At 65.8% G+C, this 15,130-nt stretch carries 11 protein-coding genes; 4 read left to right on the top strand and 7 right to left on the bottom strand.

Features of this window, described 5'->3' with window-relative positions:
- The first annotated feature begins 34 nt into the window (after nucleotides 1-34).
- Entirely contained in the window at nucleotides 35-1,495 is a 1,461-nt protein-coding gene (locus V5B60_RS13335; RefSeq protein WP_332347515.1) for a cryptochrome/photolyase family protein, read from the top strand.
- On the opposite strand, the gene V5B60_RS13340 is transcribed toward V5B60_RS13335, so the two are convergent.
- From V5B60_RS13340 to V5B60_RS13365, 6 genes are all read right to left on the bottom strand, one after another.
- On the bottom strand, nucleotides 1,461-6,842 hold the full coding sequence (locus tag V5B60_RS13340) for a hybrid sensor histidine kinase/response regulator (RefSeq protein WP_332347516.1): 5,382 nt from the start codon (nucleotides 6,840-6,842) through the stop codon (nucleotides 1,461-1,463). The genes V5B60_RS13335 and V5B60_RS13340 overlap by 35 nt on opposite strands.
- 26 nt (nucleotides 6,843-6,868) lie before the next feature.
- The gene (locus V5B60_RS13345) at nucleotides 6,869-9,043 is read right to left on the bottom strand and encodes a methyl-accepting chemotaxis protein (RefSeq protein ID WP_332347517.1); all 2,175 of its coding nucleotides are present in this window, start codon (nucleotides 9,041-9,043) and stop codon (nucleotides 6,869-6,871) included.
- 72 nt (nucleotides 9,044-9,115) lie between these two features.
- Nucleotides 9,116-9,622 carry a chemotaxis protein CheW gene (locus V5B60_RS13350; protein WP_332347518.1) on the bottom strand — a complete coding sequence of 169 codons (507 nt, stop codon included), beginning with the start codon at nucleotides 9,620-9,622 and terminating at the stop codon, nucleotides 9,116-9,118.
- A gap of 15 nt (nucleotides 9,623-9,637) precedes the next feature.
- Entirely contained in the window at nucleotides 9,638-10,000 is a 363-nt protein-coding gene (locus tag V5B60_RS13355; RefSeq protein ID WP_332347519.1) for a response regulator transcription factor, read from the bottom strand.
- Between the two features lie 50 nt (nucleotides 10,001-10,050).
- Entirely contained in the window at nucleotides 10,051-10,410 is a 360-nt protein-coding gene (locus tag V5B60_RS13360) for a response regulator (RefSeq protein WP_434735379.1), read from the bottom strand.
- Between the two features lie 131 nt (nucleotides 10,411-10,541).
- Nucleotides 10,542-10,730 (bottom strand): rubredoxin, encoded by a 189-nt coding sequence (locus tag V5B60_RS13365; RefSeq protein ID WP_332347521.1) that lies wholly within the window; start codon nucleotides 10,728-10,730, stop codon nucleotides 10,542-10,544.
- 117 nt (nucleotides 10,731-10,847) lie between these two features.
- Between V5B60_RS13365 and thiD the strand changes: the two genes are divergently transcribed.
- The 3 genes from thiD to hemL are packed head-to-tail and all read left to right on the top strand — an operon-like array spanning nucleotide 10,848 to nucleotide 13,615.
- Complete coding sequence (thiD, locus tag V5B60_RS13370) at nucleotides 10,848-11,708, top strand: bifunctional hydroxymethylpyrimidine kinase/phosphomethylpyrimidine kinase (RefSeq protein ID WP_332347522.1); 861 nt, start codon at nucleotides 10,848-10,850, stop codon at nucleotides 11,706-11,708.
- Entirely contained in the window at nucleotides 11,701-12,363 is a 663-nt protein-coding gene (gene thiE / locus V5B60_RS13375; RefSeq protein WP_332347523.1) for a thiamine phosphate synthase, read from the top strand. The genes thiD and thiE overlap by 8 nt, the downstream gene beginning before the upstream one ends.
- Nucleotides 12,335-13,615: a glutamate-1-semialdehyde 2,1-aminomutase gene (hemL, locus tag V5B60_RS13380; RefSeq protein ID WP_332347524.1), complete on the top strand. Its 1,281-nt coding sequence runs from the start codon at nucleotides 12,335-12,337 to the stop codon at nucleotides 13,613-13,615. The genes thiE and hemL overlap by 29 nt, the downstream gene beginning before the upstream one ends.
- An 18-nt stretch (nucleotides 13,616-13,633) precedes the next feature.
- Here hemL and V5B60_RS13385 read toward each other — a convergent pair whose 3' ends face one another.
- Nucleotides 13,634-15,010, bottom strand: a complete 1,377-nt coding sequence (locus tag V5B60_RS13385; RefSeq protein WP_332347525.1) for a CorA family divalent cation transporter — start codon at nucleotides 15,008-15,010, stop codon at nucleotides 13,634-13,636.
- Between the last annotated feature and the right edge of the window lie 120 nt (nucleotides 15,011-15,130).

Consider the following 15,130-nt stretch of genomic DNA (forward strand, 5'->3'; position numbering starts at 1 on the left):
TCGGCGCTGGCAGCCGACACAAAGGTAATCGGCGGTGGACTCCATACTTGTCTGGTTTCGGCGTGACCTGCGGGATCATGATCATGCAGCGCTGTGCGAGGCGCTGCGGCGCGCCAGACGCGTACACTGCGCCTTCGTCTTCGATTGCGAGATCCTCGATCCGCTGCGCCACACGCCTGATCGGCGTGTCGAGTTCATCCGCGAATCCTTGCTCGAGCTCGACCATGCGCTGCGGGCGCAAGGCGGCGCGCTGCTCGTCCGCCACGGCTGGGCGCGTGCGGAGATTCCTCTTCTGGCACGCGAACTGGCGGTGACGGCGGTGTTCGCCAATCGGGACTACGAGCCGCAGGCGAAGCAACGTGACGCAGCGGTGGCGATGGCACTGCGCGCGCAGGGCATCGGTTTCGAGTTGTTCAAGGACCAGGTGCTGTTCGACGGCGAGGAGGTCCTGACCCAGGCCGGGCGACCGCATACGGTCTTCACACCATACCGCAATGCCTGGCTGAAGCGGCTGAGCGAGGACGACTGGCAGCCTCACGGCCGACAGGGTGGCCGGCTGGTGGCATCGCCGTTGGCGGTTGGTGTGCCTGCGCTCGCCGAGCTCGGCTTTGGTGAAACCGGGCTGCGAGCACTGGGAATTGCTCCCGGCATGTCCGGTGGCCGTGAGCGGCTGCAGGATTTCGCCGGGCGCCTGGATCTCTACCGCCAGCAGCGCGACTTTCCGGCGGTCAAGGGGGTGTCCTACCTCTCGGTACACCTGCGTTTCGGAACCGTGTCGGTGCGGCAGCTCGTTGCACTGGCGGTCACGGTCGGCGCCCTGCGGCCGGGGGCCGAGGGTGCAGCCACCTGGCTGTCCGAACTCGTCTGGCGCGACTTCTACTTCATGATTCTCGACCGCTTTCCGCATGTCGTCGAGCGCTCCTTCCGGTCGGAGTACGACGCCATCACCTGGGAACAGGGCGCTGCCGCCGAGCAGGCATTCGCCGACTGGTGCGCCGGGCGGACGGGCTACCCTCTGGTCGACGCCGGCATGCGCCAGATCAACCGCACCGGGTACATGCACAACCGCCTACGGATGCTGGTGGCGTCGTTCCTGACGAAGGATCTCGGCATCGACTGGCGCCGGGGCGAGGCCTATTTCGCCCGTCAGCTCAATGACTTCGATCTTGCGGCCAACAACGGCGGCTGGCAGTGGGCGGCATCGACCGGCTGCGACGCGCAGCCCTACTTCCGGATCTTCAATCCCGTCACGCAATCCGAGCGCTTCGATCCCGGCGGCAGGTTCATCCGCCGCTACTTGCCTGAACTGGCCAGCGTCCCAGATCGCTTCATCCATGCGCCCTGGCGGATGAGCGCGGCGGCGCAGGCTGCATGTGGCGTTCACGTCGGGCAGCAGACACCGGCACCGATCGTTGACCACGACGACGCCCGGCGCCGGACGCTGCAGCGCTACGCCGTGGTCAAGCGTGGCGGAGCTCCTGGACGTGACCGCTGACCAGGCGCAACAGCTCGTCCTCCTGGAAAGGCTTGCCCAGATAATGATTGACGCCGAGTTCGAGCGCGTACTGCCGGTGTTTCTCCGCCGTTCGTGAGGTGATCATGATGATCGGGACAGATCCCAGCCGCTTGTCGGCGCGCACGTTCCGCGTCAGCTCGAAACCATCCATGCGCGGCATCTCGATATCGACCAGCATCACATCCGGAACGACGGCGACCATCTGCTCGAGGGCGTCGACGCCGTCCTTGGCGGTCAAGACTTGGTAACCCTCGCGTGCCAGCAGCCGGCTGGTGATCTTGCGCACGGTCAGCGAGTCGTCAACGATGATGACGGTCGGGACCGTCGCCGTGCTGCGATCGGCAGCCAGTGGTTGTCGCACCGTCGGCACCGGTGACACTGCTGGTGGCAGGCGGTCACGACTGGCGAGGGCGATCGGATTCAGGATCAGCACGACCTGCCCGTTGCCGAGGACCGTGGCGCCATCGACGCCAATCACCCGCGCCAGCTGGGCGCCAATGTTCTTGACGACGATTTCCTGGTTGCCGAGCAGTTCGTCGACCTGCAGTGCGACGCGCTTGCTGCCGCTGCGCAGCAGCAGGACCCAGTACTGGACGTGCTTCTCGGGCAGCGCCTGCGGTTCGCCGAGAAGATGCGGCAGGTAGCTGAACGGATAGCGGTTGCCGGTCCACACCGCCTGGCGACCGTCGCGGATTCGTGCCAGGCTCTTTTCCTTGAGGTCGAGCGCCTGCTCGATCATGGCGGCCGGGATGGCGTACTGGCGGTCGCCGGAGCGGACCAGAAGAGCCTTGGTGACGGCCAGCGTCAGTGGCAGGTAGAGCCGGAAGGTGGTTCCCTGGCCGGCGCTGGAAAGGACTTCGATGCGACCACCGAGGCTCGTCACCTCGCTCTTCAGGACGTCCATGCCGATGCCGCGACCGGCCAGCTGCGACACTTGGCTGGCTGTCGAGATGCCGGGGGCAAAGATCAGGTCGATCACCCGTTCCGCGTCGGCGGCATCCTCCTCGCTCAGAAGACCCGAGCGCAGGCCCCGTTCCCGCAGCCGTTCGAGGTCGAGGCCGGTACCGTCATCGGTGATCGACAGGATGACCTCGTTTCCTTCCTGCACCAGGGTCAGCGTGATCTCACCGATATCCGCCTTGCCCCGGGCGCGACGCATGGGCGCATCCTCGAGCCCGTGCGCCACGGCATTGCGCAGCACGTGCTCCAGGGGCGCCAGCATCTTGTCGAGGACGCTGCGGTCGAGTTCGAGCTGCGCGCCGCGGATCTCGAGGTTCGCCCGCTTGCCAGTGTCCTTGCTCGCCTGGCGAACGATGCGATACAGACGATCGGCGATGCTGGCGAACGGAACCATGCGCACCGACATCAGCTCCTGCTGCACCTCGCGATTCAGGCGGGCCTGGGCGATGATCGCCGCGTTCGCGTCGTCGAGGTTCTTGAGCAGGTTCTGCTGCACGGTGGCGACGTCGTTCACCGATTCGGCCATCATCCGGGTCAGTTCCTGGAAGCGGGTGAAGCGGTCGAATTCGAGGGGGTCGAAGTCGGCATGCTGCTCGTCGGTTACGGCCGTGCGCGACTGCATCTGCAGCTCGGCCTGTATCTCGATCTCGCGCAACTGTCGGCGCAGACGAATCACGTTCTCGGTCAGGTCGAGGAGCGAAGCCTTGATGCCGCGCATCTCGCCTTCGATGCGCAGGCGGGCGATCGACAATTCTCCGGCCTCGTTGACCAGCCGGTCGATCAGGTCGGCGCGCACGCGCAGGTTCGCCCGCTGTGCGGCAGCATCGGCCTCGGCTTCCTGTGCCTCGGGGCGGGGTACGCCGGCGACTGCCGGCTCGACTTCAACCGCAGCGGTGTCGGCGGACGCTTCGCCGCCCATCTCGAGCGCTGCAGCGTCGGAAATCTCGAGCGGTGTATCGGCCGTTTCACCGCGCTGCAATCTTTCGACCACCTGGACGATCACGTCAAAGGCATTGTCGATGTCGTCGATCAGTTCGATCGGTGCAGCACCGGCGTCCTGCGCCTCCTTCATGCGCGTTTCGATCGCATGCGTCAGGTTGCCGAGACTCATCGCACCGGCCATGCGCGCACTGCCCTTGAGACTGTGAAACAGGCGTGCGAGCCGGCGTATGGGTTCGGAATCGGCGGGGTTGCTGCGCCAGGCACGCAGCTGTGCGGCGATGCTCTGGTTGAGGTCGATCGCCTCCTCGATGAAGAGTGGCAGCAGCTGTTCGTCGAACTCGTCCTGCACGAGCGGCAGTTCTGCCTCGGTGGCGGCCGCCGGCGGGGCGATTGCTGCCGGTACGACGGCCGGCATCGCCAGGGCGAGTTCTGTGGCGGTCTGTTCCTCGTCCGGGGTCGCAGCCGTTTCGACGGTCTCGGGCACGGCCAGTTCCGGGTACAGCGAATCCAGAGCTGCCAGCAGGCTGGGGATCGGCTCAGGCTCGTGCTCGCGGGCGACGTCGGCGAGCATCAGCGCCAGTTCGGCAATCGCCTGGCGGACAGTCTCGAAGGCTTCCAGACTGTCGCGACCTGCGGCATGATTGCGCCGCACGAGAGCCAGTTCCAGTGCGTGTCCAAGGTGCTTGATGGTTGCCAGTCCGACGGTTCCCGCGATGCCGGCGAGGGTGTGCGCGGCGCGATACATCTCATGGCTGGATGGTGCCGCCAAGTCTTCCTCGAGGCGACAGAACTCGCGCTGCAGCGTGGCGAGGTGGCCCGCTGCTTCATCGCGGAAGATGCCGGCCAATGCCGGTGCGATCGACAGGCGGGGACGATCCGGCGCTGCCGCCGGCCCGCTGGCGACGGCCGGCGCCGCCTCGGGGACCTCGCTGTCAGGCCGTTCGGCGATGCCCGCCGTCGGGACGAGGCCCTCGGCAGCAGCCAGTCCGCTCCCGTCGCCGTCGCGCAGGGCGGCGGCCAGCATGCACATGCGGCTCACGTCGGGTACTTCGCCAAGTCCGGTCTTCAGATGCTCGACCCAGGCGGAAAACGCTCCATAGGCCTGGCCGAGGAGGTCGAGAATCTGCGGTGTCACCTCCAGTTCCTGTCGCAACCAAAGGTTCAGGACCTGCTCCACGGACCACGCGGCCTCGCCGAAGTCCTTCAGCCCGACCATGCGGCCGCTGCCCTTGAGCGTGTGTACCGAGCGTCGGAGAGCGGTCAGGACCTCGACGTCGTGCGGCTCCTTGTGCAGCAGGCCCAGGTTGTCCTGGATGCTGCTCAGGACTTCGTCGGCTTCCTCGAGGAAGATTCCCAGCAACTCGGCATCGACCTCTGCCGCCGTCGCCTGCGAGAGCTGGATGGTTTCTGCCGATGGCGGCGGCGCGACCGGAACCTCGGGCTTCAGGGTCGCCATCGCGGCGTCGATCTGTGACGCGGCGTCGCCGCCGGCAGCCAGCGCCGAGAGCACGTGCTTTGCCTGCTGCCCCAGTTCCTTGTCGGCAACGAGGTCGGCGTCCTTCTGCAACGCTGTCAGGTTCTGCGCCACCTCTTGCCGCAGTGCGGCGTCGCTGGGCTGTTCCTTGAGGGCGACGAGCAGCGCATGCGCCTCGCGCTTCTGTTGTTCGACCTCCTGCTCGACCGTTGCCACCTCGGTCTCGATCGCAGCCGGTTCGCCTCCTGCACGCATGCGGCTGACGAACGCGTCGAAGTCCCCGGCCCCTGTCTGCATGGCGTCGACGAAGAAACCGACCAGCGACAGCTGCTCGGCCAACCGCTCGAAGTCGGTCTGTTGCGGCTCGTATGCCGGGTTGGAGAAGCGTGCTACTTCAGCCGTGCAGTGACGGAGAACGGCAACGGCGCCCTCGTGCCGCATCATCGCCAGCGCACCGATGACCTGCCGCAGAGGCGCATCGAGCTGGACCAGGTCCCCTCGTTTGTCCGCGTCGCGGAAAAAGCCGTCTAGTACCTGTTCGATCTGCGCGAGGTTGCTCGTGATCTCGCGTGCGACTTGCCCGACGAGCATCTTTTCCTGTGCCTGGCGCGACATCTCGTCGAGTGCCGGCAGCTCCGACTCCGGTGGCAGCGGCGTACCAGCGATGCAGTCGTGAATTCTCGCAGCCATCACGTCCACCTGGTGCGCGAAGCTGCTGCCCAGGTACTGGAGGTTCTCCTGCGCATTCTGGGCGAGGAGGATGGCCGTTGCGTTCTCCATGGCCAGCGCATCGGTGTGGCGCGCCGGGGAGTGCCCGAGGAAGGTTGCGACCTCGGCGATCGCCCGAGTCAGGCGCAGGAAGTCGGGTTGCCCGACCTCCTCGGCAACCGTTGTCAGAGTCGCCGCGTGGGCACGGAAGAGGGGCAGGGCCTGAGCGGTGCCCGCCGAGAACCGGTTCCACGCCTCTTCGGTGGCGGTGATCACGTCGCGCAGACGACGTCTGACCGCATCCTCGGCGACCGGTGCCGGCGCGACCTCAGCCGCCATCAGGGCCGGCAACCGGTATGCCTGCTTGACCTTCTGCACCGTTCGATGGCTGCTGCGGGCGAGACCGACCAAATACAGCGCGTCACGCATCAGGCGTTCAGCGACGTTGCTCGAACCTTCCAGCAGGCGCCGGGTCTGCAGGTCGATACGACTGCACAACTGTCTCGCATCGGCATCCGGGGGCAGGCCACCTTCACCCAGTGCGGTCAGGAAAGCCGTTGCGACCCACCAGAAAGCCCGCGCCGATGGCAGGTCCTGGATGGCTTCGATGCGCTTGACGGCGCTGAGCATCTCGGGTATCCCCGCACGCTCCCTTGGCGCGCGCAGCCACGCCAGCAGACCGCGCTGGAAATGTGCCCGCTGCTGCCGCAGGCGGTGCTCGAACTCGCTGCGTTCGAGCTTCGGCGTCGCCGTGCTGCGCGCGGGCGGTCGGACGCGCAGGTCGGGAAAGAAGAGATCGCTGGCCATGACCCGGCTCTGACCACGTGCCTCCTGCAGCTCACGATAGAGCGGCAGCAGTCGCAGCGGCTGGTTGGGCTGACCGCTGATCAGGTCGTCGAGATAATGGCGGAGTGCCGTCAGCGATCGATTCACCAAGCTGACCGCAGCTGCATCGACAGGCTGTTCCTGCTTCTCCATCGCTTCGAGGAGGAACTCCATGGCCTCTGCCACTTGTGTGACGCCGTCGAGACCGACGATCGTCAGCGCTCCCTGTACCTGGTGCAGGTGCGTTCGGCAGAACCTGATCTGCTTGCGATTGCTCTCGTCGTCGGCAGCGTCGGCAGCGTCGGCAGCGTCGGCAGCGAACGCTGGCAATGCCTGCTCGGCTCGTTCCAGCGCGAGGTCGATCTCACTCTTGACCCAGGTCAGCGGGCCGATGTCGAAGTCAGTCGGGGCATTCATCCGGGGCAGCCTCTCCAATCAGGCACTCAAGAGACCTTGAACCCGGCAACCGAGCCCTTCAGTTCGGTTGCCAGTCCGGCCAACTCGCCGATCGCTGTTGCCGTCTTCTGGGTTCCAGCAGTCGTTTGCCCAGTGACCAGGAGGATCTCCTGCATCTTGCGTGCGACCCTCGTTGCCGAGTCGGCGGCCTGGCGCGTCGCGCCGGAGATGTTCTCGATCAGGTCGGTCAGCGTTCTCGTCACCGCGCCGATCTCTGCCAGGGCCTGGCCAGCGGCGTCGGACAGGCGCGCGCCCTCGACGACCCCGCGCGTCGACTCCTCCATCGCCGAAACCGTGTCCTGAGTATCGGTCTGGATGGTTCGGACGATCGCTCCAATCTGCTTCGTCGCTTCGGCCGAGCGTTCTGCAAGCCTTTGCACTTCCTCGGCGACGACCGTGAAACCACGTCCGGCCTCTCCGGCTGAGGCCGCCTGGATTGCGGCATTCAACGCCAGCACGTTGGTCTGCTCGGTGATGTCCGAGATCAGCTCGACGATCTCGCCGATCTCCTGCGACGACTCGCCGAGACGCTTGATGCGCTTCGAAGTCTCCTGGATCTGCTCGCGAATGCGGTTCATGCCGGTGATCGAGTCCTCGACCGCCTGCGCTCCCTTGCCGGCGGCGGCCAGCGATTGCCGTGCGACCTTGGCCGATTGTTTGGCGTCGCCGGAAACGCCGGTCATCGTGGACGCCACACCGAGAACCGACTGGCCGGCCGCCTTGATTTCCGCCGCCTGGCGCTCGGCAGCGGCGAGCAGCTCGGTCGAGGTCTGCTGCGCCAGCTCGGTTGCCAGTGTCACGCGGCCGGCGGCATCGTTGATGCGTCCCACCAGTAGCCGCAGTTCCTCGATCGTGTAGTTGATCGAGTCGGCGATGGCGCCGGTGATGTCTTCGGAGACCGTCGCGGTTACCGTCAGGTCGCCGTCCGCCAGATCGCCCAGCTCATTCATCAGGCGCAGGATCGCGTCCTGATTCTGCCGGTTGATGGCTTCGGTCTCGCGCCGGCCGCGCTCGGCTTCCTCAGCCTGTCGCGTACTCTCGGCAAGGTAGGTTCTCGCCAGCAGCACTGCCAAGCCGATCGCGAGGGCGATCAGAACGACCATCATGAGGCCGTAGAGGGCGCGATCGAGTCCGCGATCCTGGTATGCCTGTGCGAGCAGGTCAGTCACCTGCAGGAGTTCCTCACTGTCGCGGAAGATCTGCGAGCCGGCCTGCTTGGCGATGATCAGGCGTTGCATGTTGCCCAGGATGCCACCCACTGCCGCCCGGTAATCGGCAAAGCTGGCGTCGAGTTCGCCCAGCTTGGCCTTGGTTTCTGGGTCGGTCGTAGCGGCGATGCGCAGTGATTCGCTGCCCTTGCCAAGGGCATGAACCATATCGCGAAAGGTGTTGGTGTCCTTGCCGAGGAGAAAAGCCACTTCCGGGTCGATCGCATCGCCGAGCAGGAGCGCGTTCGCATTCTTGGCGATCCGCTGCGTCAGCATCACGAGCTGGTTGGCCGCCGCGATGTCCCGCGTACTCGCATTGCCCTGCAGCTTCAGAGCGGCGAGCTGTTCAGCCAGGTCGAGCAACTGCGGATTGCGATCGTTGATCGATGCGACCTCCTTGCCCAGTGAAACGAGGTTCTTCTCCATTTCCAGGAGGCGCGCGGCATTGCGGTCGGTCTTGTCCCAGACCGCAGCCAGCTCCTGGAGTTGCGGTTGAACGCGGGCCGGTGACGGCGGCACCCAGCCGGACGCCAGCTCGCCGCCGTTGCTCAGTCTTTCGAGGTTTCCGGCAAAGGTGTCACGCGACTCGCGCAGCTGTCTGAACGCTGCCGGGTCCCCCAGCAAGGCCAGGCTGGAAGCCTTGGCCAGTCGCTGCGAGAGCATGCGCATGTCGCCAGCCGTCGCGATGTAGGCGGCGGCGTAGCCCGCCTGCCGGTTGTCGCGATAGACGACGACGGCAACCAGCAGCATGACGAGAACGAGGGCACCGCCAAGAAGCTGGAGCCGCTTGACCACCGGCAGATGCGACAGGTTCAGCAAGGCCGTCGACCAAGGAATCGGTCGCTTCCTTTTCACCGGTGCGCCCGAATCGACAATCGTCCGGGTCGGTACCGTCTCGCCCGCCGCGTCCTGCAGGCGGGACAGGAAGGCCGGCAGCTTGAGTTTGAACGTCATCTTCCTCCTCCGGTTACGTTGCCGCGACGAAGCAAGGACTCGTCGTCACGTCTCGCGTGATCTGCGGCCGCCTCAAGCGGCGATGTCCATGAAGTTCTCGTCGGCCAGCAGTTCGCGTACCTTGAGCTTCTTCCAGCGGCGGCCCTCGTTGTCCGCATAGATCTCCGGCGCCCAGGCCGGGCCGTCGGCGGCGGCTTCCGGAGTGAGCGCGTCGACGTTGCGCAGGCCGATCATGCGGTTCACCAGCAGTGCCGCGTTGCTGCCATGTCGGGTGCCGATCAGGAGCAGCCGCGAGCTCGTGCTGCGGGGTGTCACTTCCTTGCCCACGAAGGCCGACAGGTCGACCACCGAGTACAGGTTGCCGCGTATGTTGGCCAATCCCGCGAACCACGCTTTGGTCAGCGGCACCGTGGTGAGGGACGTCAGCGGCACGATCTCGCCCGAGTCCGCCAGGTCGAGCAGCCAGTAGTCCGGGCCAGCCTGGACGCCGAGCAATCCTGCCGCCGTCTGTGCGCTCGTGCCGGCCAGACGTGCCGCCAGATAGGACTGGAACTCATGCAGCCGGATCTTCTTGCTCATTCGTCGGCCACCATTTCAAAGGGCTGCGATCTTGGCCAGCAACTCCTGACCATTGACGGGCTTGACCATGTAATCGTGGGCGCCCTGGCGCAAACCCCAGATCTTGTCTGTCTCCTGGCCCTTCGTCGTGCACACGATGACCGGTATGCTGCGGGTCGCCGGGTCGCGTGTCAGGGTCCGTGTCGCCTGGTAGCCATTGAGTCCGGGCATGACGACATCCATCAGGATCAGGTCGGGGAGTTCACTGCGGGCCTTGGCGATCCCCTCTTCACCGTTCTCTGCGGTAATGACCTGATAACCGTTGCCGGTGAGCAGTTCATTGAGGACATAGCGTTCGGTCGGTGAATCGTCAACGACGAGAATCCTTCTGATGGTCATTGCGTCTGGCCTCTGCAGGTACCCGTAGCGGTGGACACGCTGCCGCTCGTTCAGCCCGTTGCCGGCGCAAAGGCGGCGACGGTCTGCAGCAGGCTGTCCTTGGTGAACGGTTTCGTCAGGTAATGGTCCGAGCCGACCATGCGGCCACGGGCGCGGTCGAAGAGACCGTCGCGCGACGACAGCATGATGACCGGGGTCGAGCGGAAACGCTGATTCTTCTTGATCAGGGCACAGGTCTGGTAGCCATCGAGTCGCGGCATGACGATATCGCAGAAAATCACCGCCGGCTGGTGATCGGCAACCTTCGCCAGTGCGTCGAAGCCATCCTCGGCGAGCAGCACCTGGCAGCCTGCCTGCACGAGAAAAATCTCGGCACTGCGCCGGATCGTGTTGCTGTCGTCGATGACCATCACCTTGACACCGCGCAGCTTGTCCGCTTCAGCCAACTCGCTCCTCCAATACGTTCCGGGTCATCGTCATCAACAGCCCAAGCCCCGGAATCCTGATCGTTGCGTGCCGTCGGCACTATACCGCATTGTGCTCAGATCTCGATCATCTCGAAGTCGTCCTTGCGCGCTCCGCATTCCGGGCAGGCCCAGTTGATCGGCAGGTCGCGCCAGCGAGTGCCGGCCGGAATTCCCTCGTCCGGCAGGCCGGCCGCTTCGTCGTAAATGAAGCCGCAGGTGAGACACATCCAAGTCTGATACGGCTCGTTGCTGTCGCTGTGCATGGCGCGTCGGGAATTTCGAGTAAAATCGTCGGGGAAACACGACGATTTTAGCCAATCACCGGCGTTGCTGCCAAGGGTTTCTCCTCCGATGCCGACAGCCGAGCCCACCTTGAGTTCATGAACCACCGCCCTGCAACGCCGTTGCCGCCGATTGTCCTGAGCTTTGCCGCCAGCGATCCATCCAGCGGGGCGGGGATGCAGGCCGACCTGATGACCCTCTCGGCGTTGGGTTGCCACCCGTTGTCGGTGATCACGGCACTGACCGTGCAGGATACGGTCGGCGTCGGCAGCCTTCTCGCGGTTGCTGCGGACTGCGTCGAGGCACAGGCGCGGACGCTGCTCGAGGACATGCCGGTGGCGGCGTTCAAGGTCGGCCTTGCCGGCAGCGTCGAGAATATCGCCGTCATCGCCGGCATCGTCGCCGACTATCCTGCCTTGCCGTTGATCGTCGATCCCGTTCTCGCTTCCGGTCGGGGTGACAAACTGGCGGATGATGAAATGATCGCCGGCCTCTGCGAGCTGTTGCTGCCGGTGACGACGATCCTCACACCCAACTCGCTGGAGGCTCATAGGCTCGTGTCCGCGACGGGGGGATACGACGCGGGTGGCGATGGCTCGGAACTGCCCCTTGGCGATTGCGCGCAGAAGCTGCTCGACCTCGGATGTCGGCACGTGCTGTTGACCGGTACCCATGTCAACACCGAGCGCGTGATCAACGCGCTGTATCGGCAGGGAGTCGGGCTGGTGCGCAGCGATGCCTGGGATCGCCTGCCCGGCAGCTACCACGGGTCGGGCTGCACGCTTGCTTCGGCGATTGCCGCCAATCTGGCCAGTGGTCGGGCAGTCGATGATGCCGTCGCTGCCGCACAGGATTACACCTGGCGGGCGTTGGCGTCCGGCTTCCGCCCCGGCATGGGCCAGTTCATTCCCGATCGCTTCTTCGCCACCCGTCAACGCCCTCGGCTACTCGATGACTGAACGGCAGCCCCTGCGCGGCCTCTACGCGATCACCCCGCCCGGGCTCACGGCCGCTGGCGACCTTGCGCTCGTCGAAGCGGCCTTGCGCGGTGGGGCGGCCTTTCTCCAGTATCGGGACAAGGATGTCGACGCCGCCAACCGGCTGGTGACTGCGCACGCACTGCGCCGGCTTTGTCACCAGTTCGGTGCCCGTCTGCTGATCAACGATGATCTGGCGCTGGCACTGGCGGTCGCAGCCGACGGGGTGCATCTGGGAGCCGCTGACGGCGACCTGCATGCCGCCCGCCAGGCACTGCCCGCCGGCTGCCTGCTCGGCGCCTCTTGTTACGGCGATTTCGCGCGTGCGCGGACCGCGGTTGCGGCCGGGGCCGATTACGTTGCCTTCGGTTCCGTGCATCCCTCCACGACCAAGCCGCTGGCGCCGGCCGCGGCGCTGTCGCTTTTTGCCCGCTGCCGCAGCGAGCTCGGTGTGCCGAGCTGCGCCATCGGTGGCATCACGATCGGCAATGCGCCGGCCTTGCTGGCTGCCGGCGCCGACATGCTGGCAGTGATCAGTGACCTTTTCGCGGCCGCCGACGTAGAGGCGCGTGCCGCAGCCTACCAATCCCTGTTCGAGGACAAGCGACGTGAGTTCCCGCAACCAGCAGCTGTTTGAACGTGCGCAAGCGCACATTCCGGGTGGTGTCAATTCGCCGGTGCGGGCCTTTCGCTCGGTCGGTGGCACGCCGCGCTTCTTCGTGGCTGGTGCCGGCGCGCGCGTCACCGACGCCGACGGCGTCAATTACCTCGACTATGTCGGCTCATGGGGGCCGCTGATCCTCGGCCATGCCCATCCTGAGGTCGTCGCTGCCGTCCGCGAGGCAGCTCTCGCGGGCCTGTCGTTTGGCGCGCCGACCGAGAGCGAGGTCGACATGGCCGAGCTTCTCTGCAAGCTGTTGCCGGCGCTGGAAATGGTGCGCCTGGTCAGCTCCGGAACCGAAGCGACGATGAGCGCCATTCGTCTCGCGCGTGGCCACACCGGCCGCGACCTGCTGCTCAAGTTCGAGGGTTGCTACCACGGTCATTCCGACAGCCTGCTGGTGAAAGCCGGATCGGGTCTGCTCACCCTGGGCAATCCGAGCTCGGCCGGCGTTCCCGCCGATCTCGCGCAGCACACGATGGTGCTCGACTACAACGACAGCGAGCAGGTCGTTGCCGCTTTCAAGGCCCATGGCGACCGCATCGCGGCGGTGATCGTCGAGCCGGTCGCCGGCAACATGAACCTGATCGCGCCGCGCCCACCGTTCCTGCAGACCTTGCGCGAGGAGTGCAGCCGTTACGGTGCGGTGCTGATCTTCGACGAGGTGATGACCGGCTTTCGCGTCGGCCCACAGGGGGCGCAGGGCCTCTACAGCGTCACTCCCGACCTGACGACCCTTGGCAAGGTGATCGGCGGCGGCATGCCGGTCGGTGCCTTCGGCGGCCGGCGCGACATCATGAGCCGCATCGCGCCGCTTGGCGCGGTGTATCAGGCGGGCACGCTCTCCGGCAACCCGGTGGCCGTGGCCGCGGGCCTGGCGACGCTGCGGCTGCTGCAGACGGAAGGCTTCCACGAGCAGCTGGCAGCCCGCACGCGCAGCCTCTGCGATGGTCTCGTCGCTGCGGCGGGGCGGCACGGCGTGCCCTTTTCGGCACAGTCGATCGGCGGCATGTTCGGTATCTATTTCCGTCCCGCTTGCCCGCAAAGCTACGCCGAGGTGCTGCAGTCGGAGCAGCAGGATTTCCGGCGCTTCTTCCACGCCATGCTGGCCGCCGGCCACTATTTCGCCCCGTCGGCGTTCGAGGCCGGTTTCGTCTCGGCGGCGCACTCGGCCGACGACATCGCGGCGACCGTCGCCGCCGCCGCGGAGGTCTTCCGCGCCTGGTGAGGCCCGTCGCGCTGCGACTCAGTCCGCGTGGTGGTGTGTCTGCTGCTGGGCGCTGATGCGGCGCCGTTCGAAGTGGCGCAGACCATAGTAGGTCAGGGCGCCGATCGCCACCATCGTGCAGGCGAAGCCGGTGTACGCGATCGGCCAGGGGATTCCCTCGGTCATCATCGAGAACTCCGACATGCCGCCCATGCCGGCAATGACGTTGATCGGCATGAAAATGACGCTGAGCACGGTCAGCCGCTTGATGTCCTTGTTCTGGTTGATGTTGATCGCGCTGTCGGTGGCGTCCATCAGGAAGTTGATCTTGTTGAAGAGAAAGGCCGTGTGGCCGTCGAGCGATTCGATGTCGCGCAGGATCTCGCGCACATCGGCGTGTTGCGCCTCGCTGAGGAACTTGCCGCGCAACAGGAACGACAGGCCACGGCGGGCATCGAGGACGCTGCGGCGGGTGCGGGCGTTGAGATCCTCGGCTTGCGAGATCGCCACCAGGATTCTCGACGCCTCCTGGTCGCTGGTGTGCGAGCGCAGCACCTGCCGTCCGACGCGATCGAGTTCGCCGTACATGTCCTCGAGCGCGCTCGCCGAGTACTCGACGTCCGCGGCGTAGAGATCGATCAGCACGTCGGTGCCGTTGCTGACGTAGCCGGGGCGCGTGCGCGCGCGTGCCCGCTGCAGGCGGAAGACCGGCAGTTCCTCGCTGCGCACGGTGAACAGCACCTGCTCGTGCAGGATCATCGCCACCGGAACGTTGCGTGACTCCTCCCGCGTATCGAGCAGGAAGTCCGAGTGCAGGTGGGTGTGCCCTTCATCGTCGACGTAGAAACGGGCGCTCGCCTCGAGGTCGGTCAGGTTGCCGGGGTCCGGCACATCGATGTCGAACAGCTGGTTGATCCAGCCGCGGACCTTCTTCGTCGGGGCGATCAGGTCGACCCAGATCGGCTTGACGTTCGCCAGGTCATCGGGGCCGCTGACCGAAATCTGGTGCAGCCTTCCGTCGCGCAGCTCGAACGCGGTGATCGCCATCTTCTCGTTGCGGTAGTGGCTGTCGTCGATCAGTTCCTCGAGCACTTCATCGGGCAGCAGGGCGAGAATCGCGTCGGCGCCTTCCTTGACTTCCTCCCAGACGACGAGACGCTCGGAGGCATCGAGTGATTCGATGATGTAGGCGACCTCCCGCGCCGGCATCAGCTTCAGTTTCTGCCGCAGTTCGCGACGGTACTGCTGCTCGACCTCGCTGTCGACGCCGTCTTCCTCTGCCGTCCCCTGTTCGCGGACCAGATCCTCGACCAGCTTCTGCAGCGACAGCAGCGACCGCACCTCGGTGAGGTGCACCTCGGCGAGCCGTTGCTGCAGGGTTTCCGGTTCGGCCGGCCTGGTGTATTCTTGGCTCATCGCGGTCCTCCTGATCGGGCTGGGCGCAGGGGGGAAAAAGCGGGATTGTACGCTCCCGGAGCAGGCCGGTGGACCTTTTGCCGCCCCTTGGGCTGATCGCCCGAAGCGCCGGCTGTGCTG

This window comes from Accumulibacter sp., assembly GCF_036625195.1.
Lineage (GTDB): Bacteria > Pseudomonadota > Gammaproteobacteria > Burkholderiales > Rhodocyclaceae > Accumulibacter.

Excerpts from the sequence above, each read along its gene's own strand:
- thiD (WP_332347522.1), top strand. The coding sequence starts at position 10,848 with ATGAACCACCGCCCTGCAACGCCGTTGCCGCCGATTGTCCTGAGCTTT.
- V5B60_RS13360 (WP_434735379.1), bottom strand. The coding sequence starts at position 10,410 with ATGGTCATCGACGACAGCAACACGATCCGGCGCAGTGCCGAGATTTTT.
- V5B60_RS13355 (WP_332347519.1), bottom strand. The coding sequence starts at position 10,000 with ATGACCATCAGAAGGATTCTCGTCGTTGACGATTCACCGACCGAACGC.
- V5B60_RS13340 (WP_332347516.1), bottom strand. The coding sequence starts at position 6,842 with ATGAATGCCCCGACTGACTTCGACATCGGCCCGCTGACCTGGGTCAAG.
- V5B60_RS13385 (WP_332347525.1), bottom strand. The coding sequence starts at position 15,010 with ATGAGCCAAGAATACACCAGGCCGGCCGAACCGGAAACCCTGCAGCAA.
- V5B60_RS13350 (WP_332347518.1), bottom strand. The coding sequence starts at position 9,622 with ATGAGCAAGAAGATCCGGCTGCATGAGTTCCAGTCCTATCTGGCGGCA.
- V5B60_RS13365 (WP_332347521.1), bottom strand. The coding sequence starts at position 10,730 with ATGCACAGCGACAGCAACGAGCCGTATCAGACTTGGATGTGTCTCACC.
- thiE (WP_332347523.1), top strand. The coding sequence starts at position 11,701 with ATGACTGAACGGCAGCCCCTGCGCGGCCTCTACGCGATCACCCCGCCC.
- V5B60_RS13345 (WP_332347517.1), bottom strand. The coding sequence starts at position 9,043 with ATGACGTTCAAACTCAAGCTGCCGGCCTTCCTGTCCCGCCTGCAGGAC.